General features: G+C 61.4%; 20 protein-coding genes and 2 pseudogenes. 14 read left to right on the forward strand and 8 right to left on the reverse strand.

From position 1 onward, the window contains the following. Window positions 1-21: 21 nt before the first annotated feature. The 4 genes from DC31_RS12465 to DC31_RS17730 all read left to right on the forward strand — a co-directional run bounded on the left by DC31_RS12465 (window position 22) and on the right by DC31_RS17730 (window position 4,768). Entirely contained in the window at window positions 22-1,182 is a 1,161-nt protein-coding gene (locus DC31_RS12465; RefSeq protein WP_051606897.1) for a glycosyltransferase, read from the forward strand. Then, window positions 1,175-2,284 (forward strand): glycosyltransferase family 4 protein, encoded by a 1,110-nt coding sequence (locus DC31_RS17725; RefSeq protein ID WP_160173235.1) that lies wholly within the window; start codon window positions 1,175-1,177, stop codon window positions 2,282-2,284. The genes DC31_RS12465 and DC31_RS17725 overlap by 8 nt, the downstream gene beginning before the upstream one ends. A 208-nt stretch (window positions 2,285-2,492) precedes the next feature. Beyond that, the gene (locus DC31_RS12475; RefSeq protein ID WP_160173236.1) at window positions 2,493-3,731 is read left to right on the forward strand and encodes an O-antigen ligase family protein; all 1,239 of its coding nucleotides are present in this window, start codon (window positions 2,493-2,495) and stop codon (window positions 3,729-3,731) included. 371 nt (window positions 3,732-4,102) lie between these two features. After that, window positions 4,103-4,768, forward strand: coding sequence for a glycosyltransferase (locus tag DC31_RS17730; protein WP_081813842.1), 666 nt, complete (start codon window positions 4,103-4,105; stop codon window positions 4,766-4,768). A gap of 228 nt (window positions 4,769-4,996) precedes the next feature. Here DC31_RS17730 and DC31_RS12485 read toward each other — a convergent pair whose 3' ends face one another. Both DC31_RS12485 and DC31_RS12490 read right to left on the reverse strand, forming a co-directional pair. Further along, window positions 4,997-6,469: a lipopolysaccharide biosynthesis protein gene (locus DC31_RS12485; protein ID WP_327036867.1), complete on the reverse strand. Its 1,473-nt coding sequence runs from the start codon at window positions 6,467-6,469 to the stop codon at window positions 4,997-4,999. A gap of 115 nt (window positions 6,470-6,584) precedes the next feature. Continuing rightward, the gene (locus tag DC31_RS12490; protein ID WP_081813844.1) at window positions 6,585-7,778 is read right to left on the reverse strand and encodes a polysaccharide pyruvyl transferase family protein; all 1,194 of its coding nucleotides are present in this window, start codon (window positions 7,776-7,778) and stop codon (window positions 6,585-6,587) included. A 596-nt stretch (window positions 7,779-8,374) separates the two neighbouring features. On the opposite strand from DC31_RS12490, the gene rfbA reads away from it, so the two are divergent. The 7 genes and pseudogenes from rfbA to DC31_RS12530 all read left to right on the forward strand — a co-directional run bounded on the left by rfbA (window position 8,375) and on the right by DC31_RS12530 (window position 16,388). Then, window positions 8,375-9,247, forward strand: coding sequence for a glucose-1-phosphate thymidylyltransferase RfbA (rfbA, locus tag DC31_RS12500; RefSeq protein ID WP_036280629.1), 873 nt, complete (start codon window positions 8,375-8,377; stop codon window positions 9,245-9,247). Continuing rightward, the gene (gene rfbB, locus DC31_RS12505; RefSeq protein WP_036280631.1) at window positions 9,244-10,242 is read left to right on the forward strand and encodes a dTDP-glucose 4,6-dehydratase; all 999 of its coding nucleotides are present in this window, start codon (window positions 9,244-9,246) and stop codon (window positions 10,240-10,242) included. The genes rfbA and rfbB overlap by 4 nt, the downstream gene beginning before the upstream one ends. After that, the gene (locus DC31_RS12510) at window positions 10,239-11,666 is read left to right on the forward strand and encodes a sugar nucleotide-binding protein (RefSeq protein ID WP_036280633.1); all 1,428 of its coding nucleotides are present in this window, start codon (window positions 10,239-10,241) and stop codon (window positions 11,664-11,666) included. Before rfbB ends, DC31_RS12510 begins: the two co-directional genes overlap by 4 nt. Further along, entirely contained in the window at window positions 11,663-12,967 is a 1,305-nt protein-coding gene (locus DC31_RS12515) for a UDP-glucose dehydrogenase family protein (RefSeq protein WP_036280635.1), read from the forward strand. The genes DC31_RS12510 and DC31_RS12515 overlap by 4 nt, the downstream gene beginning before the upstream one ends. 23 nt (window positions 12,968-12,990) lie before the next feature. Continuing rightward, a complete protein-coding gene (gene galU / locus DC31_RS12520) occupies window positions 12,991-13,917 on the forward strand; it encodes a UTP--glucose-1-phosphate uridylyltransferase GalU (RefSeq protein WP_051607021.1) in 927 nt (308 codons plus the stop codon). Window positions 13,918-14,566: 649 nt separating this feature from the next. After that, window positions 14,567-15,708, forward strand: a pseudogene (locus DC31_RS17155) (DUF4012 domain-containing protein). Window positions 15,709-15,824: 116 nt separating this feature from the next. Beyond that, window positions 15,825-16,388 carry a hypothetical protein gene (locus DC31_RS12530; RefSeq protein ID WP_036280637.1) on the forward strand — a complete coding sequence of 188 codons (564 nt, stop codon included), beginning with the start codon at window positions 15,825-15,827 and terminating at the stop codon, window positions 16,386-16,388. Window positions 16,389-16,489: 101 nt separating this feature from the next. On the opposite strand, the gene glmM is transcribed toward DC31_RS12530, so the two are convergent. From glmM to rplM, 3 genes and pseudogenes are all read right to left on the reverse strand, one after another. Next, window positions 16,490-17,848, reverse strand: a complete 1,359-nt coding sequence (glmM, locus tag DC31_RS12535; RefSeq protein ID WP_036280639.1) for a phosphoglucosamine mutase — start codon at window positions 17,846-17,848, stop codon at window positions 16,490-16,492. Window positions 17,849-17,862: 14 nt separating this feature from the next. Next, window positions 17,863-18,356, reverse strand: a pseudogene (gene rpsI, locus DC31_RS12540) (30S ribosomal protein S9). A 29-nt stretch (window positions 18,357-18,385) separates the two neighbouring features. After that, entirely contained in the window at window positions 18,386-18,832 is a 447-nt protein-coding gene (gene rplM, locus DC31_RS12545) for a 50S ribosomal protein L13 (protein ID WP_036280643.1), read from the reverse strand. 904 nt (window positions 18,833-19,736) lie between these two features. Between rplM and truA the strand changes: the two genes are divergently transcribed. Together truA and DC31_RS12555 are read left to right on the forward strand one after the other, a co-directional pair. Continuing rightward, the gene (gene truA, locus DC31_RS12550; protein WP_036280645.1) at window positions 19,737-20,588 is read left to right on the forward strand and encodes a tRNA pseudouridine(38-40) synthase TruA; all 852 of its coding nucleotides are present in this window, start codon (window positions 19,737-19,739) and stop codon (window positions 20,586-20,588) included. A 49-nt stretch (window positions 20,589-20,637) separates the two neighbouring features. After that, window positions 20,638-21,333 (forward strand): endonuclease/exonuclease/phosphatase family protein, encoded by a 696-nt coding sequence (locus tag DC31_RS12555; protein WP_036280647.1) that lies wholly within the window; start codon window positions 20,638-20,640, stop codon window positions 21,331-21,333. Here the strand turns inward: DC31_RS12555 and DC31_RS12560 are convergent. The 3 genes from DC31_RS12560 to DC31_RS12570 are packed head-to-tail and all read right to left on the reverse strand — an operon-like array spanning window position 21,330 to window position 23,991. Further along, window positions 21,330-22,007 (reverse strand): methionine ABC transporter permease, encoded by a 678-nt coding sequence (locus DC31_RS12560; RefSeq protein ID WP_036280649.1) that lies wholly within the window; start codon window positions 22,005-22,007, stop codon window positions 21,330-21,332. The two genes, DC31_RS12555 and DC31_RS12560, sit on opposite strands and share 4 nt — an antisense overlap. Continuing rightward, window positions 22,004-23,089: a methionine ABC transporter ATP-binding protein gene (locus DC31_RS12565; RefSeq protein WP_051606903.1), complete on the reverse strand. Its 1,086-nt coding sequence runs from the start codon at window positions 23,087-23,089 to the stop codon at window positions 22,004-22,006. The genes DC31_RS12560 and DC31_RS12565 overlap by 4 nt, the downstream gene beginning before the upstream one ends. Beyond that, a complete protein-coding gene (locus DC31_RS12570; RefSeq protein ID WP_235201495.1) occupies window positions 23,086-23,991 on the reverse strand; it encodes a MetQ/NlpA family ABC transporter substrate-binding protein in 906 nt (301 codons plus the stop codon). Before DC31_RS12570 ends, DC31_RS12565 begins: the two co-directional genes overlap by 4 nt. A gap of 81 nt (window positions 23,992-24,072) precedes the next feature. Between DC31_RS12570 and DC31_RS12575 the strand changes: the two genes are divergently transcribed. After that, window positions 24,073-25,380, forward strand: a complete 1,308-nt coding sequence (locus DC31_RS12575; RefSeq protein ID WP_235201496.1) for a M20/M25/M40 family metallo-hydrolase — start codon at window positions 24,073-24,075, stop codon at window positions 25,378-25,380. The last annotated feature ends 3 nt before the right edge of the window (window positions 25,381-25,383 follow it).

Raw genomic sequence — 25,383 nt, forward strand, 5'->3', positions numbered from 1 at the left:
AAGTCTCAGGAGCCGAACGACATGACCGGACTTCTCGTTCACGAATGGGTGGCAAAGGCGGGAGGGTCGGAGAACGTCGTTGAGCAGTTCGTCAAAAGCTTCCCCACCGCTGACCTCCAAGTGCTTTGGAACGACGATCCTGGTCGTTTTAGCGCAACAACATACGAGACTTGGATCGCCCGGACCCCACTGCGTCGAAGCAAGATGCTGGCACTCCCGTTCTTGCCAGCGACGTGGAGAACGCTTCAGGCGCACCAGCAGTATGAATGGCTCCTGACAAGTTCTCATCTCTTTGCACATCACGTTCAACTTCGCGGATTAGACCGCGAAGTACCGAAGTTTTCATACGTTCACACTCCCGCCAGATACATCTGGGAGCCAGAGCTTGACCACCGCGGCCGTGGCCCTCTCGTTCGTTTAGCCGCAGGCATCCTCAAGCCGCTAGATCGAAAGCGAGCCCAAGAGTCATTCCGTATCGCTGCCAATAGTGAGTTCACCCGCAAACGCATTGAACGTGCATGGGGCCGTGATTCAGATGTCATCTACCCGCCGGTTGATACCGATCGAATTATTGCGGGCGGAGACTGGCGTAATCATCTGACGAGCGATGAACTCGACACGCTCGAAGCGCTCCCCTCGGAATTCCTCCTTGGAGCATCGCGGTTCGTGTCGTACAAACGACTTGATCTCGTGATCGAGGCTGGTGAGGCAACCAAGCTCCCCGTCGTGCTCGCCGGACGTGGACCAGATCACGATGCCCTCTTGGCCCGCGCCCAAACTGCAGCAGTCCCAGTGACTTTCGTTATAAGTCCGAGTGACGAAATGCTCTATGCGTTGTACCAACGCGCACTCGCACTTGTGTTTCCTGCGATCGAAGACTTCGGCATCATGCCTGTCGAGGCGATGGCGGCTGGGACGCCGGTGGTTGTCCCAAACGTCGGCGGCGCCCTTGAGAGCGTCACGCTCGCGGAAGGCGGTTCAACAATTGACAATCCATCCACTCAGGGCTGGAGAGAGGCCATCGAAACGGCGCTATCCATCGATCGTTCGGGCCTCCCCTCTAGAACGTCTCAGTTCTCCACAACTCACTTCCGACAACTCATACAAACATGGGTACTCGGCTCGCAGCCACGCGGCCCACTTGCCAATGACGATCACAGGCAGGGCAACGCGAATGTCTGATACAGAGCGTCACGTTCACTCGCCACGAGTCGTGTTCGTCGACCATTCTGGGCTACCGGGCGGCGGTCAACTTGGACTGGCCCGCTATCTTACAAAGACGCGCCTCATCAATGTTCACCTAATCCTTCTAAGCCCTGGAGGCGCTTTTGACGTTGTTCAAAAGGAGCGCGGATTCCCAGTTGAAGTCTTGAATGATAGAGACGACGACAAATCACTGCTCGCCACGCGATCTAATTTGAAACGTCGTTTGACGAGCTTGAGACCTGACATTGTTATCGCTAACAGCAATAAATCCGCGCTGATCTTGGCCACCTTATCAAAGCGCCTGGCCACACGAATATACTATATGCGGGACGACCTCAACCCGGCGCGAAAGAGCGCTATTAAGAGGATAGTACTTGGACAATGGATGATGCGTCGATATGACGTCGTAATTTCGAATAGTCGTTGGACTGCATCCACCATCCCGGTCAGAAAGATACGAGAAAGCGCACGAATCGCCTACCCCGTTTCAGGAATCCCGAATGCCCAAATCTCCAGCGGGCGCGCCACGCACCTTCCACTACGGATTCTGTCCTTGAGCAGAATCGCCCGCTGGAAAGGAATACACGTGCTCCTTGAAGCAGCACGAATTCTCGAGCACCGCGGGTTGGGTGACAAAATAATCCTGACTATCGCTGGAACAAGTACACACGAGGATCCGGAATATGAAAAGGAGATCTGGGCGATCGCCAAGAATCTCCGAACGTCGATCACGTTTACTGGCCACGTGGACAATCCCCAAGCCCTACTCGCCACTCATGATCTACTCGTCGCCTGCTCAACATCACCAGAACCTTTTGGTCAAGTCGTGGTGCAGGGTCTCTCGGAAGGCCTCATTGTGATCGCCTCGAACGAAGGCGGGCCTGTTGAAGTCATCACGAATGGAGTAAACGGCTTCTTAATCCCTCCCGAAGACAGTGATAGGTTGGCTGACTTGCTAGAGAAGCTGCTGTTGGACACGCTACTGCGTGAGCAAGTCGCCGGCGCTGCAACGCTGTCCGCTGCGCGATATGCGGACGCCGTAACCGTTCAGGAACTCGACGATATGATTGACCCGTAGTGGCTGGGAAAACGCCATGACAACGCTCATCCAGGACCGCGTATTCCTCGTGCCCGGTTTGACTAACATCGGAACAAGATAGGCGCGGGCCATCGAGTCCGCAGAGACAAGCATGTCCTCCACGCATCTAAGAACTCTCAGCACACACCGCAGACCGCGACGTCTCAACTCAATTCCCCGGCGTGACTTCACCTTCGTAGTCGTCTGGTTGTACGCCGCGCTCGTCCCGATTCTTATTCTCCGCATAAGCAGCGGCGTAGCGATTGGCGCGGTCGATTTCCTTTTCCCCTTCGCACTAATCGTGCTTCTCCGGCAGCTTTCTTCGAAGGTAACCGGCGCATCTTTGCTGGCGACGGTGTTCGTCCTTGCCGCATCGATTTCAACGTTTGCTGTGCTCCTCGACCTGATACCAGTGCCACCCGGAGCCAACCCCTCTGACGTCATTCTAATTCTTAGAGTGTTGGAGATTTATACGCCCTTTTTCGTCGTAATGAGCTGGGAGGGATGGAACCAGACACGCGCCCGACGGGTGACGATCGCGGCGATTGTGAGCAGCCTTGCCGCTTGCACCATTGGGATCTTGCTTCACCATGCGGGGATACAGATACGTGACACTCAACAGGTGAACTGGTACGGAGATGGACTGGGCAGTTCCCTGCGTGCTGGTGGCCTATTGGGCAATAGCGGTGATTTTGGCCATATTGCGGCACTATTAGGAGCTTGCGCACTAACCCTTGGCGTGCTGTATCGTCTGAGACCAGCACTTATTCTGCTTTCAGTCGCAATCGCTTCTTACGCGACATTCCTAAGCACGTCTCGCGCAGCAATGCTTCATCTTGTGATCGCGCTAATGTGCATGATCCCTACCCTCCTTCGGGGGAGACGCGCCCTTGCAATCATTGGAGTCGCTGTAACCGGTGTAGTTGCACTCATGTTGTACATATCAGCGAGCGGCATAGACGCTCGTCTGGAAATAAGCTTGCAGCGCTTGGACCTCTTCAACTGGTCAGGCGAATCCAGTTTCTATTCTTCCACCACACGAGTCAATACTTGGGATCAAATGATGAGTTTGATCTCCCAGAACCCGTTCTTCGGAATAGGATATGGAATGACTATTCCGCACGTGGGTAGTGCCGGGGATAATTCATTCTTGTCTATATTTGTCGAATTGGGTCTAATCGCGGGGATTGCTTTTATCGGCTTCTGGATTGCTAACCTACTGAATGCAGTAAGGACGCCCTCGGGTCCGGCGCGAGCCGCAGCAATCGCGCTGATTATCTCAGAGTTTGCTCACATGCTTACGGTTGATACTCACAGCATGTGGGCGACGACTCCCGTTTCCGTACTTCTGATTGGACTGGCCTTGCGAGAATGCCAGAACAATAGAGCGTCAAGCTTAAACCGCCATAAAGCGTTAGATCTCACGCCACGATTGGATCGTAATTGAAGCTCCTTCTCCTTACCAAGGATCTTTCGGACAACTCGACGGGACGCGCCCAAGTGCTGTGGTCACTGGCCCAAAGTCTGGGTTGGGACGCTCACGTCGTCGCGCCCAAAGGTGACAAATTGTGGTTCCCCGCGCGTGTACTGAATTCGAAGAGAACTGCGAGGTAGTTGCGAACGACATTGAGTTGGCACGTATCGCACGAGACGTGGATCTCGTCATTGCTGTCAAGCCGTTACCCGGGTCATTTGGAAGAGCCATCAAACTTCCCCCTTCTACTCGTGTCCTGCTTGATATTGATGATCCAGATATTGAATCAATATTGGGACGCGGGTATCCCTTTAAAGCACTAGCCAAGTCCATATTACGCGCGAATGTATTTTGGCCGACTTTTTTTCTTATCACGTCGGGTCAAGAATTACCCGGTGATCGTTAGCAACCCCGTTTTACGAGAGCGATTCGGTGGCGAGGTTGTGCCTCACGCTAGGGCAGACACGGGTAACGGTGCGCCTCACGAGTCGGCAACGCCACGAGTCGTCTTCGTGGGCACCAACCGGCGACACAAGGGAATTGACGTACTGCGTGCCGCAGTCAGGACACTAGCGGACAAGGGGGTAAGCCTAACCGTGACCGATGACCCGCCAAGCGATGCACAGGGTCTTGAAGAGTGGATAGGACAGACGACGCTTGAGCAAGGACTAAGTCACGTTAAGTCAGGCGACATCGTAGTCATCCCGAGCATGCCTGGGGAAATACACTCGCAAGCCCAGCTTCCTGCAAAACTGATCGATGCCATGGTTGCAGGCCGAGCGATCGTTGTGGCGGACTTTGCGCCGCTACGGTGGGCCGTCGGCGAAGCGGGGCTCGTATTTCAACCGGGAAGCCCCGCTTCGCTTGCTCATTGCCTCAGCCAGCTTTGCGACCCCGCACTTCGCGCACGCCTCGGTGAAGCTGCTCGTGACCGGGCACTGACCCTCTTCACGATCAAGCATGTTCAGCGGACTTTCGAGATCGCATGCACCGACGCCGTGACGCGCTAGGTCAATACGCATGCCTAGGCCCTAGCATTCTGGGAGATGGGCATGATTCTCGGGCTCGCCTCTCGGTCTGGATGACGTGAGCCATCGTGCAACGATCAGTCAGAATCGACCGTACCGCTCACGACCGTCGATGTCTCTTGAACATTCGAACTCTTTTCGAGCTTCTCGGTGTACGCGGGTTCACGTATGTCCGAATCGGATCGATGAAGCGATACCTCGCAACCATCGTCAGATCGAGCTTTGAGGGGTCGAACCATCCGCATCTTTGCCCCGCCGTAGCAACAATCGAATGACGTCCTTCATGTCTCTACGTGCTGCGGGGACAAGGTAAGCAAGCACGTAGATCGTTGTAAACCCGCACACGGCCAGACTCAGTTGTGCAAGCGCGTCTAATGGCACACCGTAACAAATCGCGGCTGCCACCCCGGCCGCGACAACCGCAATTGCAATCGGAATCGCGGTTCCGAGAAGCAGTCTGCGAACGCTTACTCGCGTGGCTCGACTTGCCCAAATCATGACAATCGGCGACGAGATCGCGCTAGACACAAGGAAAGCGGCCGCGACTGAAAGTGGTCCGTACGGCGCGGCTACGATGACAAAAAGAACCTTAATCAGCAACGACACCAAGCTGTATCTACGCAGGTCGCGACCAAGATTCGCAGCCAAGAACATCCAACTTGCGACCGACGCATATTGTTGAATTGCCGCCGCAGCCGCGAGCAACGCAACCATCGGTATCACCGGCTCCCATGCCGGCCCCAAGAAGAGACGCACCACTGGTGGCGCACACGCCGCAAGAGCCAAAGCGACCGGCACAATCGTGTAGGCAATCAACTTCAGGCCGGTGACTACCGCCCGCTCGAACCCCGCCGCGTTGTCTCGACGGCGCGAAAGCAGAGGAAGCGCTACGGCCGTAGCCGGTGCCTTCAATAGCGTAAGCGGTTGCACCGCGACTTGAAAGGATCGTGAGTAGTAGCCGAGTTGTGTCGGTGATCCCCAGTAGCCCAGCGCAAGCGTATCCACATTGTTACCGGCGTACATGAGCACCTGGGACCAGGAGACGCTCATCCCGAAACCCACTAGTTTCCGCGCGCCCTCGGCCCGCCGCGGGAGCTTCGGAACCCAGCGACCAAGCGCCACGAGGATTGCCGTGGATACAGCGGCCACGATAATCGGCTGTGCTACAAGCGCCCAGTAGCCGGCACCGGTCAAGGCGAGGGCGATAGCCCCGAGAACGCCGAGCAACGCGGCAGACGAGTCAACCGCTGCCATAGCGTTGAACCGCATCTCCCTGTTCAGGTTGGCTCTGTACTGCGCACCGACACCATTCAGCAAAAAGACAATCGACAGCCAGGGCAGAATTTCGCCCAAAGCAGGACTATCGAAAAGTCCAGCCAACAGCTGTGTGATCAGGAGTGTGACGCCGACGAGCAGAACAGCTAGACCGCAGTTCAACCAGAAGAGCAGGTCACGGAGGCTAGAGCTCAAGTTCGGAGTCGTGGTTGCAGCGGTCGAAAGCCCCATGTCGCGCAACAATTCGCCGACCCCGACGATGGCAATCGGAACCGCGACCAGACCAAATTCACGAGGATCGAGAAGACGCGAAAGAACCACAATGCCGAGCAGCAGCACTACAGCTTTGGAAAGCTGCGCGAGCATTAGCATCCTCGCGCCACGTGGCATAGCTGCCTGCGTTGTCATCCGCGATCTGCGCGATTTGTCGACAGCTCGTTTATCGCTCGCGACAGCCGGCCGACGACACGGCCACCCTGGCGCCACTGATACTCCATCGCACTCCCGGCACGAGTGACTCGACTCAACTTCGAGGTGGTCTGCTCTGCCGAGGCCCGTCGATCGACGACTTGAGTGCTGAGAACATGCTCGCGCGCGGCCTGACGTTTTCTTCGGCTCTGTCAGCCAGGTGCAGAGCCAGGCGATCGCCGTCAGTTGTTCTCGACAACTCAAGGGCCTGCTCAATGGCGCCATCTAGCGACCGTAGGGGGACCCCTGACGGAGCGGGAATGTCCCAAGAGCTGGCATACTGCTTAACCTTTCTCAGCATCAATCCCACCCGTGGCACGTTGTACGAAGTGGAGATAATGTATCCATGCAAGGAGGTGCCGATCCACAGGCCGGCGCTCGCGATTTCTGCGGCTTTCTCATGCGCGGTTCTCGCTTCAGAAACATCGATGCGGGCACCACCCCCAAAAGCACGGAACTCGTGAGCAACTGTCTTCAAAACCTCGAGTGAATCGTGGCCAGGCGCCTCTCCGGCAGAGAACAACCTAATGTGGAACGGCCGAAGTGAACCGGACCCGGCGAGGAGCTTCGCAAACTCGGGGATACCGACCCGCTCAATATGCTTCACCTTCGCTTGCACGAGCGCAATGGTTCTGTCGGATTCAGCGTCAAGTGGAGTAGTCTTCGCGACGGTATGAACAAGATCGGGAGCCAACCGATGCTCAATTCCTAGGCGGGTGAGAACCTGGCTTGAGGCGGCCTCCCGCACCGAGAGAAATGTCGCTTCACGAAGTGCTCCGATCGTCTCGATACGATGCTTCCCAGTCAGCGGACGCACGCCAGACACTCCGACGGAGTTAATGACTGAAGCAGACCCCTGCAGCGCCGGGTAACGGGACGGTCTCGGGAGATACGGCGAGGCGTATGCCGGGAGCCCGAGACCCGAGTCCGCACCGCGACCTCTGAGATCGTGATCCAACATTGCTACCGCGTCCGTGACTGAGGTCCCGCCGGTTTCACCGCCGACGACCCATACGAACGGCACTCGTGCACCATGCAGCAGCGACGGGTACGCAGAGACATGCTCACCGCCAACTCCAGTCATGTCCGAGTCGATGAGGCTGCTGCCGGAAGCGTCAACACCCCTCATAAAGTGTCGCGTCTGGGTAAGGAACAGCAGATCGCCGAAGTTGTCGCGCTCGTAGGCGCCGATGAAGAGACCAGGAGTCACAACGACCATCGTAGTCAAAGGAATGAACACCATTTTCATAGAACGCCGTCTCCCGGGTTCATCTGCCTTCGTAACCTTCGAACCTGGAGCCCGAGGTTTACGCGGGGCCAGAGACCGTTGATAGGAACGTCACAGGGTGACAATGCCGAACCAGCTAGCGTTCAGACGCCCGCGGAGATTGCTCGGAGGAAGCCACGAAACGTACCTGTCACGCGACTCTGCTATGCATGAAGGACCCAACGAACTAGGAGCAGAGTGAGACTCTCAGTCATGGATTGCAACTCCCTCGGCGCAGTCCACGCGTCGGCCGGGGCATCCATCCGTCACGAAGTGATCAGCATTGACGTCGATAAGCACAAGATCACGTCCACCTCAACAGGGATACCCACCTCTTCGAGCCCGATCTTCCCCGGATCCACGCTGACGGCATCGCACCTGGACTGCTTGGATTCGCAACCGACATCGCTCTCAGCGACAACGTGGTTGGCGAGCACGTGGCCGCACTCGTCGCCGGTACGATTCTCATTGACGGCCGAAACTGCCACGACGACGCGTGGCGGGGGGCAGTCTGGACCTACCACGGCATTGGCCGTCCGTAATGCCCGACAACGACCACCCGAACAGAACGGAACACGTTGAAAGGCATCATTCTGGCCGGCGGCTCCGGCACGCGGCTGCACCCCATCACGCTCGGCGTTTCCAAGCAACTGATTCCGGTGTACGACAAGCCGATGGTCTACTGCCCGTTGTCGACGTTGATGCTCGCCGGCATTCGGGACATCCTGGTGATCACGACGCCGCACGACGCGGAGCCCTTCGAACGTCTTCTCGGAGACGGCTCCCAGTTCGGCATCAATCTCACGTTCGCCCAGCAGCCATCCCCGGACGGTCTCGCGCAGGCGTTCACGATCGGCGCTGACTTCATCGGCGATGAGACGGTCGCTCTCGTGCTCGGCGACAATCTGCTCTACGGTCCCGGTCTAGGAAGCCGCCTTCAGCGGTTCGAGAACATCGACGGTGGCGCGGTCTTCGCATACTGGGTCGGGGATCCGGCTGCGTACGGTGTCGTCGAGTTCGACTCCGATGGTCGGGCGGTGTCTCTCGAGGAAAAGCCACCGGTGCCGAAGAGCAATTACGCGGTACCGGGACTGTACTTCTACGACAACGACGTGGTGCAGATCGCTCGCGACCTAAAGCCCAGCGCTCGCGGGGAGTACGAGATCACCGACATCAACCGTGCTTACCTGGAGCGCGACAAGCTACAGGTCGAGGTACTGCCACGCGGAACCGCGTGGTTAGACACCGGCACATTTGATCAGATGACGGACGCCGCCGAATATGTGCGCACGATGGAGCGACGCACGGCGTTGAAGATTGGCGTGCCGGAGGAGATCGCCTGGCGACAGGGCTATCTGAGCGACGACCAGTTGCGCGAGCGCGCGGAGAAGCTCATCAAGTCCGGCTACGGCACCTACCTGCTAGAGATACTTAAGCGAGGCCACGCATGAGCCGTCTGCTCGTGACCGGCGGAGCCGGATTCATCGGGTCAAACTTCGTCCACCACGTGGTCGAGAACACCGATGACCATGTGACGGTGCTCGATGCGCTGACGTATGCCGGCAACCGGGCCTCGTTGGCGGGGATTCCCGAGAACCGTGTGACGTTCGTGCACGGCGACATCACGGATGCCGCGCTCGTCTCGTCGCTTTTCTCGAAGGCAGATGCTGTGGTGCATTATGCGGCGGAGTCGCATAACGACAACTCGTTGGACAACCCGCGTCCGTTCCTGGACACGAACATCGTCGGCACATTCACGCTGCTCGAAGCAGCCCGCATGCATGGCACACGGTTTCATCACATCTCCACAGATGAGGTGTACGGCGACCTCGAACTGGACGACCCACAGCGGTTCACGGAGTCGACCCCGTACAGCCCGTCGTCGCCTTACTCGTCGACCAAGGCGGGATCCGATCTGCTGGTGCGGGCGTGGGTGCGATCGTTCGGAGTGCGTGCGACGATCTCGAACTGCTCGAACAACTACGGTCCCTACCAGCACGTGGAGAAGTTCATCCCCCGGCAGATCACGAACGTGATCCGCGGCATCCGCCCCAAGCTCTACGGCGCGGGCGAGAACGTACGCGACTGGATCCACGCCGATGACCACTCCTCCGCCGTACTGACGATCCTCGATAAGGGCGTGAACGGTGAGACGTATCTCATCGGTGCCGACGGCGAGAAGAACAACAAGGACGTCGTTGAGCTGATCCTGTCGATCATGGGTCAGCCCAGCGACGCCTACGACCACGTCACGGATCGCGCTGGCCACGACCTGCGCTATGCGATCGATTCGACCAAGCTGCGCCGTGAGCTCGGCTGGACACCCTCGTACGGCGACTTCGAATCCGGCCTTTCGGCCATGATCGACTGGTACCGGACGCACGAAGACTGGTGGGCACCAGCGAAGGATGCTACCGAGGCGTTCTATGCGGGGAAGGGACAGTGAGCGCCGTCTTCGGAAAATCTCTGCAGCGGATCGAGACGTCGATCCCGGGGCTCGTGCTCTTCGAGTTGCCTGTGCACGGCGACGCGCGCGGCTGGTTCAAAGAGAACTGGCAGCGAGAGAAAATGACCGCGTTGGGACTGCCCGATTTTGGTCCGGTGCAGAACAACATCTCCTTCAATGATGCGGTCGGCACTACTCGCGGCATCCACGCCGAACCTTGGGACAAGTGGGTCTCGGTCGCAACCGGACGCATCTTCGGCGCCTGGGTCGATCTGCGCGAGGGCCCCACGTTCGGTGCGGTGTTCACCACCGAGATCGACCCGTCACGCGCAATCTTCGTGCCCCGCGGCGTCGGAAACTCGTACCAGACGCTCGAGCCGAACACCGGGTACACGTACCTTGTCAACGACCACTGGTCACCCGACTCCGATTACGCGTTCCTCAACCTCGCCGATGAGATCGCCGCCATCAGCTGGCCGATCCCGCTGAGCGATGTCGAGATCTCCGAGAAGGACAACGCCCACCCTCGACTTGCAGACGTCAAGCCAGTCGTGCCGCGCGGAATCCTCGTATTGGGCGCAAACGGCCAACTCGGGCAGGCGTTACGCGCCCGGCTGGGCGACGCGGCGAACATCGAATACGCGACTCGTGCAGAGCTCGACCTCACAGATCCCGACCTGTCGAGTGCACGTCGTTGGCGCAACTACGGTCTGATCATCAACGCAGCCGCCTACACCGCCGTCGACCTCGCCGAAACACCAGAAGGTCGCCGGCAAGCGTGGTCAGCCAATGCCACTGCGGTCGCCGCGATCGCGCGTATTGCCGATGAATACGGCGTCACCCTGTTGCACATCTCGAGTGACTACGTGTTCGACGGAACTGAGAAGAGCCCCTACTCCGAAGACGCACCCTTGTGCCCGCTCGGCGTCTACGGCGAGACTAAAGCGGCCGGTGACCTGGCTGCTTCGACCGCGGCGAGACACTACATTATTCGGACCTCGTGGGTGATCGGCGAGGGCAACAATTTCGTACGGACCATGCACTCGCTCGCGAAACGAGGCGTAGACCCCCGCGTCGTGAGCGATCAACACGGTCGACTGAGCTTCACATCAGACATCGCTGACGCAATCGTTCATCTATATGAGACGTGCGCGCCGTACGGCGTCTATAACGTCACCGGATCAGGCGACCCCCAGTCCTGGGCACAGATAGCAGAGGAAATATTCCGGTTGTCTGGCCATGATCCGCGACGAGTCACCCCTGTAAGTACCTCGACGTACTTCGCGGGAGCGAGTCGACCAATAGCGCCCCGCCCCGCGAACAGTGTCTTGGATCTTGCGAAAGTCGTGAAGACCGGATTCACACCTCGGGACGCGCACCAGTCCCTCGTTGAATATGTCAATGGAATGGAAAACAAGTCGTGAAGCTTTCAGTTATTGGTTGTGGTTACCTCGGCGCGGTCCACGCGGCGGCCATGGCATCTATCGGGCACGAGGTCGTCGGCATCGACGTGGATGAGCGCAAGATCGCGTCGCTCTCCGCGGGTGAAGCCCCGTTCTTCGAGCCCGGACTGCCAGAGATTCTGTCCGCCGGTATCGCCTCTGGCAACCTGCGGTTTACGACCGATATGGCCGAGGCGCAGGGCGCCCGGGTGCACTTCATCGGCGTCGGCACGCCGCAGCAGAAGGACGGATATGCGGCAGACCTCACATACGTGAATGCCGCAGTCGACGCACTCCTTCCCTTCCTCTCGCCGGGCGACATCGTCGCCGGAAAATCGACAGTGCCGGTCGGGACCGCGGCTGAGCTTGCACCGCGTATTTCAGATGCTGGCGCGATGCTCGTGTGGAACCCGGAGTTCCTGCGCGAAGGATTCGCTGTGCAGGACACGATCGATCCGGATCGGTTGGTCGTCGGCGTGGCAGACGGCGAGGCCAGGGCTGCGGACATCTTGCGGGAGGTTTATCACCCGGCCGTGGCCAAGGGCACGCCATTCATCGTCACTGACCTCGCCACCGCAGAGCTCGTCAAGGTCGCAGCGAACGCTTTCCTCGCCACCAAGATCTCGTTCATTAACGCCATGGCTGAGATCGCAGAAGCAACCGGTGCTGACGTCACGCAGCTTGCGGATGCGATCGGACACGATGCACGCATCGGGCGGAAGTTCCTCGGAGCTGGAATCGGCTTCGGTGGAGGCTGCCTCCCGAAGGATATTCGTGCGTTCGCTGCACGCGCGGAAGAGCTCGGGCGCGGTGAATCCGTAGGGTTCCTCCGCGAAGTCGACGCCATCAACCTGCGCCGCCGCGAACGCGCCGTAACACTCGTCATCGACGCCCTCGGCGGCAACGTGGTCGGCAAGCACGTCACGGTTCTCGGCGCCGCCTTCAAACCACACAGCGACGACATCCGAGACTCCCCCGCCCTCGACGTCGCTGTGCGCCTGCGCGGACTCGGCGCGGAAGTCACCGTGACTGATCCGCAGGCAATCGAGAACGCCCGGCGGTCACACCCGCAGTTGGCCTACGTCGAGGACCGCGACGAGGCCCTCCGCGGTGCCGACGCAGTCGTCGTCGTCACCGAATGGGACGAGTACCGGCGCGAGCTCTCCCCCGAGCGCGCAGGTTCGCTCGTAAACGCGAGGATCGTCGTGGACGGGCGCAACTGCTTGGACGCGACTGCCTGGCGAAACGCGGGCTGGACGTACTACGGCATGGGCCGCCCCTAAATCCACGAGACGCCAGCCTCGGCATCCTCGTCCCCTCCGACCGAAAGAATCGCCCCCATGCCTTTCTCCCCCATCAAGCCGTCATCCCCGCCGCCGGACTCGGCACGCGCTTCCTGCCCGCCACCAAGGCGATGCCGAAGGAAATGCTGCCCGTCGTTGACAAGCCGGCCATTCAGTACGTCGTCGAAGAAGCAGTCGCCGCAGGTATCGACGACATCGTCATGATCATTGGGCGCAACAAGAACGCTCTCGCGAACCACTTCGACCGGGTCACCGAGCTCGAGCACACGCTCGAAAGAAAAGGCGATCACGACAAGCTCGCGCGCGTGGTCGAGCCCAGTGCTCTTGCCGACATCCATTTCGTTCGCCAAGGTGACCCGAAGGGCCTCGGTCACGCCGTGCTGCGAGCTCGCAAGCACGTGGGCAACGAGACCTTCGCCGTCATGCTCGGCGATGATCTCATCGACGCTCGCGACCCGTTGCTCTCGCGCATGATCGAGGTTTCGCAGAATCGCTCTGCCACGGTGATCGCCCTCATGGAGGTCGAACCCAGCCAGATTCATCTCTACGGGTGCGCTGATGTTGAGACCACGGACGAGCCCGATGTCGTGCGAGTGAACGCCCTCGTAGAGAAGCCTGCTGCCGATGAGGCACCGTCGAACCTCGCCATCATCGGTCGCTATGTACTCAAGCCAGAGATCTTCGAAGTGCTCGCCCAGACGGCGCCCGGAAAGGGCGGCGAGATACAGCTCACCGACGCCCTCGAAGAGCTCGCCGCCGATGAGTCGATTGCCGGCCCCGTGCTGGGTGTGATCTTCTCCGGCCGACGCTACGACACCGGCGATCGCCTCGACTACCTGAAGTCCAACGTGCTGCTCGCACTCGACCGCGACGACCTCGGTCCCGAGCTAAAGACGTGGATGCAAGAGCTCACCGCAACGTTTGACTAATTTGGCCAGCTATCGTGGCATGGTGACATCGGATAGCTCCCCCACACGACGCCGCGTAGGACGAGTGTCGGCCTGGGTACTCGGTGGCATTCTTCTACTCGCCGTGCTGGGCACCGCTTGGATCGGCGTGCGCGGGTTTCTGGCCTACCAGCACCTCGTCAGCGCTCAAGCGACTGCGGGGGATGCCGCAGCGGCCCTCTCAGATCCGGCGACCGCCGCAAACCTTATCTCCGACATCTCTGCCGATACATCCGCCGCTCGTGACCTGACCGGCGACGTGATCTGGAAGCTCGGCGAACAACTGCCCTGGGTCGGCCCGCAGCTGGCTGCCGTATCGACGGTCGCCGCCTCACTCGATGATGTGGCCTCGCAGTCACTGACCCCACTCGCATCCGTCGCATCATCATTCTCTATCGACAGCATCCGGCCCCAGAATGGCGCGATCGATCTGACGCCCTTCGCAGCTCTCAGCGAAGCGTCGACAGCCGGCGCCGAAGGCCTCGGTGCGGCGACCTCGGCCGTCTCTGCCATCGACCCCGCCCCGTTGGTTGCCCCCGTGCGGGATGCGGTCGACCAGGTTTCGACGCTGCTCGAACAGGCGTACGGCGGAGCAGATGCGCTGCGTCGCACCACCGCACTACTACCCGCGATGCTCGGCGCAGATGGTCCCCGCAACTATCTCGTCGTCTTTCAGAACAATGCCGAGTGGCGCTCGCTCGGCGGCATCGTCGGGGCTCTCGTGCTGCTGCACACCGAGAACGGCCAGCTCACTCTGGCTTCCCAGCCTCGTCGTCGGACTTCCCGCAGTACGACGAACCCGTCATACCCCTCACCGATGAAGAGCTGCGACTATTCGGCGAACAGCCAGCGACGTTCGTGCAGAACGTCACTCAGATTCCCGATTTCACGCGCGACGCCCCGATCATGCAGCAGATGTGGGCGCGCGAGACGGGAACGACCGTCGATGGAGTGCTCGCGCTCGATCCGGTCGCACTGTCCTACCTTCTCGAAGCGACCGGTCCGATCCAGCTCCCCACCGGCGACGTGCTGACCAATGAGAACGCGGTGCAGTTGCTTCTCAACGAGGTGTACCTGCGCTACGAAGATCCGAAAGAGCAGGATGCTTTCTTCGCGATGTCCTCGGCCGCTGTGTTCGGTGCCCTCTCTGCAGGCAATGTCGATCCGGCCGCTCTCATCGCCGCGCTCGGACGTGCTGGCGAAGAAAATCGGTTGCTGTTGTGGAACGCCGCCCCCGAGGAACAAGCAATTCTCGATGGCACCACATTGCAGGGCGTGCTCGGCTCTAGCGACCCCGCGGCCACCGACTTCGGCGTCTTCCTCAATGACGGCACGAGTTCGAAGATGGACTACTACATGGAATTCTCGGCAGACACGTCATGGTGTGCCGCGGGCGAAGCCGGGCTCACCGTCACACTGCGTAACGCCGCACCCGCGGATGCCGCGTCGCTTCCCTGGTACATCACCGGCGGCGGAAAACACGGCATCCCCCCAGGCCAAGTTGAAACGGTGGCATACGTTTACCTGCCCGAGGGCGCGGAACTCATGTCGTCGTCCGCCAGTGGTACAGGGCAATCTCCCGGATTCGGCGGAGGAAATGACGCTGGCCGCCAGGTCATCTCATGGACCACACGACTTGCCCCGGGCGAAGAACTGACCCTACAGGTGAGGGTGAGAACACCGCAGAGTGCGCAGATCGTAACGCAGATGACACCGACTGTTCACGCTCAACGCACCCCCCAACTTGCAGAAAGCTGTGCTTCTCCTGAATAATGATTATGGAACTACCGACGACGGGCGTCTAAGAGGGGGGCTCGTCGGAACCAACTAATTACGCCGGGTCTACTCACGCGTTGATTTTCTCACTCTCAAAAAGTCCGGAGGGACTCATGAAGCACACGTTCACCAAGGCCGCTGTCATCACAGCGATCGCCGCTGGCGCACTGTTCGCGGTTCCGACCGCGGCATCTGCCTACACTCCTACTCCTACCGGTGACACCAGCAGCTCGACTGTTGTAGCCGGTGGATCCTTCACGTTCTCCGTTCAGGCTGGCGCGTTCCTGCCCGGCGAGACGGTCTCGATCAGCCTCACGGGCGAGAACGCCAGTGGCGCAACCCTCGGCTTCGTGAAGTTTGCCGTACAGACGCAGGCACTCGGCACCACCACGGCTAACGGCGCCGGTGGCGTCGGTGGCGCGTCGATCACCCTGCCGGCTAACGCTTCGGGCACCTACACGATCCTCGCTACCTCGCCCTCGAACCCGGTCGGCGCTGCCGCGACGATCACGGTTTCTGCCGCAGGCACCGACAACAAGGACAACCTTGCTGCTACGGGCATGGACAGCACAGCTCTCCTCACCACGTGGGTCGCTGGTGGCGCACTCGTTCTCGCCGGTGGTGGCGTCGCAGTCGCCGCTGCAGTTCGCCGTAACAAGCAGAACGCCGCAGCCTGATACACCTTCAGTAACAAGTAATGCCCCGGCTTCGGGCCGGGGCATTACTTTTTTGTCGTGTGTGGGCGGCTACGTGTACGTAGCAGCTATAAGCGCGACGACTACAGCGCGAGGCGCTGGCGAACCACGTCGGCGAGATGCGCGGCGTAGGTCTCCGCAGACTCAGGATCAGCCGCCTCGACCATCACGCGAACGAGAGCCTCGGTGCCTGACTTGCGCAGCAGCACTCGTCCGGACTCACCAAGCTTCGCCTCGACGGCGGCGACAGCATCCTGCACGCCCTCGTCCTCGTCAACGCGATCTTTGTCGACGTCGCGCACGTTCGTGAGCACCTGCGGGTACACCGTCATGACCGCCGCGAGCTCGGCGAGCGTCTTGTTCTTGCGCGCCATCTCTGCCACCAGGTGCAGGCCCGTCAGCACGCCGTCACCGGTCGTGGCGAACTCGCTCATGATCACGTGCCCAGACTGCTCGCCACCCAGCGCGTAGCCGCCAGCGTTCATATCTTCGAGCACGTAACGGTCACCCACAGCGGTCTGGCGCACGGTGATCCCGTGCTCCTTCATCGCCATGTGCAACCCGAGGTTGCTCATCACGGTCGCGACGAGCGTGTTGTCGGTGAGGACGCCGCGCTCTTTCATCGAGACAGCGATGATCGCCATGATCTGGTCGCCGTCGACGATTTTGCCGTCAGCATCCACTGCGAGGCAGCGATCAGCGTCACCATCGTGCGCAATACCGACATCGGCGCCAAGACGCACAACAGCCTCGGCGAGGTTGTCGAGGTGCGTCGAGCCGACACCGTCGTTGATGTTGATGCCGTCGGGCTCTGCACCGATGACGGTGACGGTGGCGCCGGCATCCTTGAACGTCTCTGGAGAAACCCCAGAAGCCGCGCCATTCGCACAATCGAGCACAACATGGATGCCGTCAAGCCGATGCGGCAGCGACCCCAGAAGGTGCAGTGCGTAGCGATCTTCGGCATCGGAGAAGCGTCGGACTCGGCCGACACCCTCGCCTGTGGGAAGAAGCTTCTCCCCCGCCATCGCGGCTTCAATGCGCTGCTCAACCGCGTCGGGAAGCTTCACACCACCGCGGGCGAAAATCTTGATCCCGTTGTCGGGCGCGGGGTTGTGCGACGCAGACACCATGACGCCGAAGTCGGCATCGTGATCTGCGACGAGGAACGCCAGGGCCGGGGTCGGGATGACACCAGCGTCGAGAACGTCGACACCGGATGCTGCGAGGCCAGCAGAGACTGCGGCCACGAGGAATTCCCCGGAGATACGCGGGTCGCGGGCAACGACTGCGGACAGCCGCTTGCCCTCAGACTTGCGACTCTCTGCAGTACGGCCCTGGCCCAGGACGACAGCTGTCGCCTGGGCCAGGGTGAGCGCCAGGTCGGCGGTGAGGATGCCATTGGCAAGTCCTCGCACGCCGTCCGTGCCAAAAAGCGGCATCGGAGTAGTGAGCCTTAGCGCTTCGAGTACTGAGGAGCCTTGCGGGCCTCTTGAGACCAGCCTTCTTGCGCTCGATGACGCGAGAGTCACGACGCAGGAAGCCGGCCTTCTTGAGGATCGCGCGGTTGTTCTCTTCGTCGATCAGGTTGAGCGAGCGAGCGATGCCGAGACGCAGCGCACCGGCCTGGCCGGAGTCGCCACCACCCGAGATGCGAGCGATGACGTCGTACGCACCAGTCAGGTTCAGCACCGTGAACGGGTCGGTGATCAGCTGCTGGTGCAGCTTGTTCGGGAAGTAGTCCTCGAGCGTACGGCCATTGACCGTAATCGTGCCCGAGCCGGGGACGACGCGCACGCGGGCAATAGCCTGCTTGCGGCGACCGACTGCTGCGCCGGGAACGTTGAGCACCGGACGAGGAGCCGTCTCGGTGGCCGTAGCGGTCTCCGGGCTCGACGTCGAGTAGTTCTGAGGGGTTTCGGTTTCGGGGGTGTCCTGAGTATCAGCCACGAGTCTGTCCTTAGTAATCTTTACGGCGCTTACTGGGCGACCTGGTCGAGGGTGTACGTCTGCGGCTGCTGTGCGGCGTGCGGGTGCTCAGCACCGACGTACACCTTCAGCTTCGTCAGCTGCTGACGACCAAGGCTGTTCTTGGGGAGCATGCCGCGGACGGCCTTCTCGACAGCGCGGATCGGGTTCTTCTCGAGGAGCTCTGCGTAGGAGATCTTCGTGAGACCACCCGGGTAACCGGAGTGGCGGTAGGCCATCTTCTTCTGAAGCTTCTGACCCGTCAGCGCGACCTTTTCGGCGTTGATGATGATGACGAAGTCACCAGAGTCGAGGTGGTTCGTGAAGGTCGGCTTGTGCTTGCCACGCAGGAGCGTTGCCGCATGCGAGGCGAGGCGGCCAAGAACGACGTCATTGGCGTCGATGACGACCCAGTCGCGCTGGATCTCGCCAGCCTTGGGTGTGTAAGTGCGCGTCACAATAGTGCTGCTTTCTTGTTCGAACGGAGAGGTTCGTGAATCCCACTCCGGGGTGGTTCCTTGCTAAATGCGAGGAAGACGCCAGTGGAGGGCTCACGTTCGCGGCACTCTGCAGTCGAGTACCAAAGAAGTAGCTTACGGCATGAAGGGCGGGTGGGCAAATGGGTCGACGCTGCTGTCGGTGGCGCGTGCCGCCGTGGGTCGCGGGGGTGCGAGGGGACGCAGTTGGTCGCATCCGCCAAAAGAGGGGTCCCGCCTGGTCGCTATTCACAGTTTTAGCGACGAACTCAACCCCCTCCCTCAGCGTTAGCGACAAGCTGCGCCCCCTCCCCCTGCATCAACGACCAAGCGTGGCCTCTCGTAACGCTCCCCGCCTCAATATCTCGACCATTCTCATCGCCGGCAAGGGCAGGCACGCCTGCCCGCGGCAGCCCCATCTCTCCACCGTGCCGGATGCCAATACCAAACCACCGACGCGGGCCATCTCCGGTCGGAATTGCGCCGCGAGGTGTCGCGCCTTGCCGTCAAATCTGCGTTCAGCGGCAAACCGTGGCACCCGGGCGAGACTAGCGGCAAGCGGTGACCCCCGAACCGGGGATCACGACGAGGCGTGGCACCTGACGGGTGCTTGGGTGCCGACGTCCGGCGTATTGAGACATTTGGCTGTCGCGGGCAGGCACGCCTGCCCTTGCCTTCGATGGGCGTGGTTTTAATTAGCTGGCTCGGCGGGTGGGCGGACGCACTCGTCCCGCGATCGGACAAGCAGCAACTCGCTGGACCGATGTTGTCTGCTGTTCGAGACTCGGAGAACACTCGCAGTCGCAGAATCACGCCGATGACAGCCGTTGCAGCCTGCGTCGCTCGCGCTCCTGTGGGATGTTAGCCGCGGGGCTAGGCTGGCTTCGTGCGCATCCGGCTCGACATCGCCTATGACGGCACCCACTTTCGCGGGTGGGCGAAGCAACCGCAGTTGCGCACCGTACAGGGCACTCTCGAAGAAGCGCTCGCGCGGATCGTCGGGTCCGACGTGCAGTTCGTCGTCGCGGGGCGCACGGATGCCGGAGTCCACGCCGCCGGCCAGGTCGCACACGTCGATCTCGACGAGTCCCAGTGGGGCCGCATCGAGGCCCGACACGGACGCACCGCCCACGATCCCGCTGGTTCTATCGCAGGCCGGATGCGGGGTGTCCTCGGCGCATACCCCGACGTCACCGTGCGCCGCTCCTCGCGCGCGCCCGAGGGGTTCGATGCCCGCTTTTCCGCCGTGTGGCGGCGGTACCGCTACCGCCTTGCCGATGACGTCGCCGGCTTCGACCCGGCGCGCAGGCTCGACACCACCAGCATCCGCTCGTCGCTCGATGTCGAGGCAATGGATGCTGCGGCAGCATCCCTCATTGGCCTTCATGACTTCGCCGCCTATTGCAAAGCCCGCGAAGGGGCGACCACGATTCGCACACTGCTCGACTACCGCTGGCAGCGCGATGCCGACGGCGTGCTCGTCGCCGAGGTCAAGGCTGACGCCTTCTGCCACAGCATGGTGCGGGCACTCGTCGGCGCGTGCGCTGCTGTCGGCGAACAACGCCTCGATGTGAGCGATCTCGTCGCGCTGCGCGACGCTCTCGAACGCACCAGCGAGTTCAAAGTGCTCGCCGCGCGAGGACTCACGCTCACCGAAGTCGGCTACCCGACCGACGATCTGCTCGGGGCGCGCGCAGAGCAAACGCGCGCGCGGCGTGACAGCGAAGCATCCGACTGACACGAATTAGATAGTCCAGATTCAGTTTCACGCACTAGCGTGGACGGTGATGAAGGTGATCTCGTACAACCTGCGCAAGCATCGTGCTGCCACCGAGCTGGAAGAGCTCGTCGCTGAGCACGAGCTTGATGTTCTCTGCCTGCAGGAATGCGACGTTTCGCACCTTCCCGACGAGATCGCCGGGCTCACCCTCGCAGACGCTACCCAGGGCAACCGGCTGGGTCTCGCCGTCTACTACCGCACGAACACGTTCCAGCTGCAAGACATCCAAACCTTCGGGCTCAAGAAGTCACTGCACGACCGGGTTCTCAAGCCAGCGAATGAGCGCGTGCTCGGAGTGCGCCTCCGCGACATCGACAACGGTGCCGAGCTGATCGTCGCCTCGTTCCACGCCGCACCGCTCACCGCGCTGAACTCACTACGACGCAACCAGATCCGCACGGCGCTCAGCGAGCTCGAGAACATGGGACGCGGCCTCCCCGTGCTCATGGTCGGCGACTACAACTACCCCGTATTCAAAGAGAACCTCGGCCAGACCATCCGCGATCACGGGTACACGCTGACGCTCAGCGACGATCGCACGTACACCCGCTACCGCGTATTCAAGGGTCACTACGACTTTGCGACGTCGAACGGCTACACGATCGACAGCATCCAGACGTTGCCCCAGCGTTCGAGCGATCACCGCCCGATTCTGGTGACGGCCGCTGTGGTGAACGGCAAGCGAAGCAGCGGAGCACGCTAGCGCCGCAGCACCCGCTGCGCGAGCCAGTTGCCGAAGATCTGGCCCACCTGCACGATCACGATGATGATCGCCACCGTAACCCAGGTCGCTTCCTGGTTGAACTGCTGGTAGCCGTAGATGATGGCGAAGTTTCCGAGTCCGCCGCCACCGATGTATCCGGCCATCGCCGACATGTCGACGACCGCGATGAACATGAACGTGTAGCCGAGGATCAGCGGCGCTAGCGCCTCGGGAATCACGACACCGAACAGGATCGAAAGTCGCTTCGCCCCGATCGCGAGCGCCGCCTCGACGATGCCTGGGTCGACGGCGATAAGGTTCTGTTCGACGACGCGCCCGATCACCACCGCAGCCATGATCGTCATCGGCACGATCGCCGCCTCAGTGCCCAGCGTCGTGCCCGCGATCACCTTCGTCACCGGCCCCACCGCGGTGAGGAAGATGATGAACGGAATCGGCCGGATGACGTTGATCACCAGGTTCATCACGTTGAAAACGACGCTGTTGCCGAACAGGTTTCCCGGACGCGTGGCGTAGAGCACCGCACCGATCAGAAGCCCCGCAATGCCACCGATCACCAGAGTGACCGCGACCATATAGATGGTCTCCTGGATCGACTCCAGCAGCACCGGAGTCAGCGTGCTCCAGTCAGCGAGCGGACGGATACCGTTCATGCGCGGGCCTCCGCTCTGGATGCCAGTACTTCAGCGCGCGTGCGCGCACCCAACTCGCCGACGACTTCTGCGATAGCATCCGCCGTCCCCTGCACGCGATAGGTGAGCGTTCCGAGCTGGCGACCGCGAATGTCGGTGACGCCGCCGAACACGACCGATCGACGCACGCCATGCTTCTCGAAGACGTCGTCGACGTTCTCGCTGGTGAACTCGTTGACGTCGACGCTGATGAGGGTGCCGCCACCGAGGAGCAGAGCATCCAGGGTCTCCCCCGACGGCACGCCCTGCGTGACCGCCGCGACGAATCGCTCAGTGAGCGCCGCCCGCGGATGCGCGAAGACGCGGTAGGTGTCGCCGCTGTCGACGACTTTGCCGCCGTCCATGACGACGACCTGATCGCACAGCTCGTGCACGACCGAGATCTGGTGGGTGATGACGACGATGGTGATGCCCAGGGTGCGGTTGATCTCGCGGAGGAGGTTCAGCACTTCGCCCGTCGTCTGCGGGTCGAGGGCGCTCGTCGCCTCGTCGGCGAGCAGCAGTTCAGGGTTCGCGGCGATCGCGCGGGCAATGCCGACGCGCTGCTTCTGTCCGCCCGACAGCGACCGCGGATACCTATCAGCCTTGTCGCCGATCCCCACGAAGTCGAGCAGTTCGGTGACGCGCGGGCCGATGTCGGCCTTCTTCCACCCGGCGACCTTGAGCGGATACGCGACGTTGCCGCGCACTGTGCGGGAGTTGAAGAGGTTGAACTGCTGGAAGATCATGCCGATGCGTCCGCGCAGGCTGCGCAGCTGCGTCTCGGAGGCGTTTCCGACATCCGTTCCCAGCACGTTAACGGTGCCGGCGGTGGGCTTCTCGAGGCCGTTGATGAGACGGACCAGGGTGGACTTGCCCGCCCCGGAGTATCCGATGACGCCGACGATGGAGCCCGGCTGGACTTCAAGGTCTACGGTTTCGAGAGCGTCGACGACGGGGCCCTTGCGCGTTCCGGGGAACGCTTTGGAGACACGATCGAACGTGATGATGCTCGTCGACCTGGTGTCGTGTGTCTGCGGGGCCCCGCCGTCGCTCGAAGTCACTTGTTTGCGCGCAACTGATCTTCGAGGTCAGTCAGCTCAGCCTGGAGGTCAGCGATGGTCCAGTCGCCCTTGAACTGCAGGTTGCCCTGGTTCAATTCGGTGACTGCGGCCTCAACCTCGGTGGAGTGGTATGCCTCGAGAACCTTCGCCCAGCGCGGGTCGTCCTTGTTCTCGTCCTTGACGGCGAAGATGTTGATGTACGGCGCGAGCTCAGGGTTGTCGAGATCTTCGGTGAAGATGATCAGGTCGTCGCCGAGCCCGCCCTTCTGCGCCTGAGTGTTGTTGACGATCGCGGCGTCCGCACTGCCGTCCTTCAGAGCGGTCACCGTCTGGTTAGAGTCGACGGCGACGATCTCGATCTTGCTCGAGGTGATGTCGGCCTCGGACGAGAAGGCGCTGCCGCCGTCCTTCAGCTCGACGAGTCCGGCGCGCTGAAGGTTCAGCAGGGCGCGCGCGAGGTTGGTCGGGTTGTTGGGGATGGCGACCTTCGTGCCCTCCGGAATATCGGCGACATCGGTGTACTTCTCGGAGTACAGCGCGAGCGGGTAGACGGCGGTGGCGCCGACCGGCACAAGGGTGCCGCCGCTGTTCACATTGAAGTCAGAGAGGAAGATCAGGTGCTGGAAGAGGTTGATATCAGCCTCGCCCTCCTGCACGGCCTGGTTCAGCTGCACGCCGTCGGTGATCGTGCGGACTTCGAGCTCGATACCCTCGTCGGCGAGCTTGTCTTTGATGAGAGTCCAGTGCGCTTCGGTACCGTCATCCGCCACGAGGACGATCTTGCTTTCATCTGTGGCTCCTGCGTCACTGCCCGCGCATGCCGCCATCGACATGGTCAGCGCACCGGCCACCAGGATGCCGAGGACGGAAACGATCTTGTTCTTCATACGGGAGTTGTTCACAAATTTAGTGAATCACGAGGTGCGGGGTCGGACCGATTCGGGAAGTAACGGCGCGTAATGAGCGGCCGCTACGGTGAGGGGGTGACTCCTCTGGAAAGTGAAGCGCTCGAGTTCGTGCGCGACCTCATCCGCATCGACAGCGTCAACACCGGCGACCTCTCGACGATCGGCGATGGTGAGACACGCGCCGCGCGCTTCGTGCAGTCCAAACTTGAAGACGTTGGCATCGCGACGACCTTCGTCGAGCCCACACCCGGGCGCGGCAGCGTGGTCGCGCGTATCTCCGGCACCGATCCGGATGCTGCGGCGCTCATCGTGCACGCGCACCTCGATGTGGTTCCGGTGCAGGCTGACGACTGGACTCATCCGCCGTTCGGCGCCGAGATTGAGGACGGTCTGCTGTACGGCCGTGGCGCCGTTGACATGAAGAACTTCGCGGGCGTCATCCTCGCGGTGGCGCGGCACTTTGCTCGTTCCGGCATCCGGCCGCGTCGCGATCTGATCTTCGCTTTCCTCGCCGATGAGGAGAGCGGCGGCGTCTGGGGTGCGTCGTGGCTGGTCGATAATCGGCCAGAGCTGTTCACCGGTGCGAGCGAGGCGATCAGCGAGGTCGGCGGGTTCTCGGTGCCGCTTGTCGAAGGGCGACGGGCGTATCTGCTCGCGACCGCCGAGAAGGGCGTCGGCAGCGTGCGACTGACCGCGCGCGGTGAGGCGGGCCACGCTTCGCGTCCGCTTCCGAGCGATGCGGTGCCGCAGCTCGCCGGAGCCGTCGCGCGGATCGGCGCACACCGATTCCCGGTGGTACGGACGCCGGCCCTGGCGCGTTTCCTTCAAGTGTTCGGGCACGCGCGGGGCGTCGTGTTCAGCGACGCGAACCTGGATGCCGAGCTCGAAGACCTCGGATTCGTAGGGCGCGTGATCGCGGCAGCAGCCCGCAACACTGCCGCGCCGACCGTGCTGCGTGCAGGCGATAAGAGCAACATCATTCCGGCGAGCGCCGAGGCGATCATCGACTATCGGGCCCTGCCCGATGGTGAGGCGGAGTTGCTCGCGGAACTGTCGCGCCTGTCCGGCCCGACCGTCGAGGTGGAGGGCTTCAGATCGATGGACCCGATCGCGTCGCCCGTCGACGGGGACCTAGTGGATGCAATCACCGCAGCCATCGGCGAAGAAGACCCGGATGGGGTCGTGGTGCCGTACCTGCTGCCGGCATCCACCGACAACAAGCACTTCGCGCGGCTGGGTGTCAACGGCTACGGGTTCGTGCCGCTGCGCGTGCCGGACGACTTCGACGTCTACGGCCAGTTCCACTCGGCCGATGAGTGCGTGCCGGTGGAGGCGCTGTACTTCAGCGCGCGCGTGACTGCGGGGATTCTCGAGAACGCTTAGAGG

It is taken from the genome of Microbacterium sp. CH12i (assembly GCF_000685355.1).
In the GTDB taxonomy this organism is placed as follows: Bacteria; Actinomycetota; Actinomycetes; order Actinomycetales; family Microbacteriaceae; genus Microbacterium.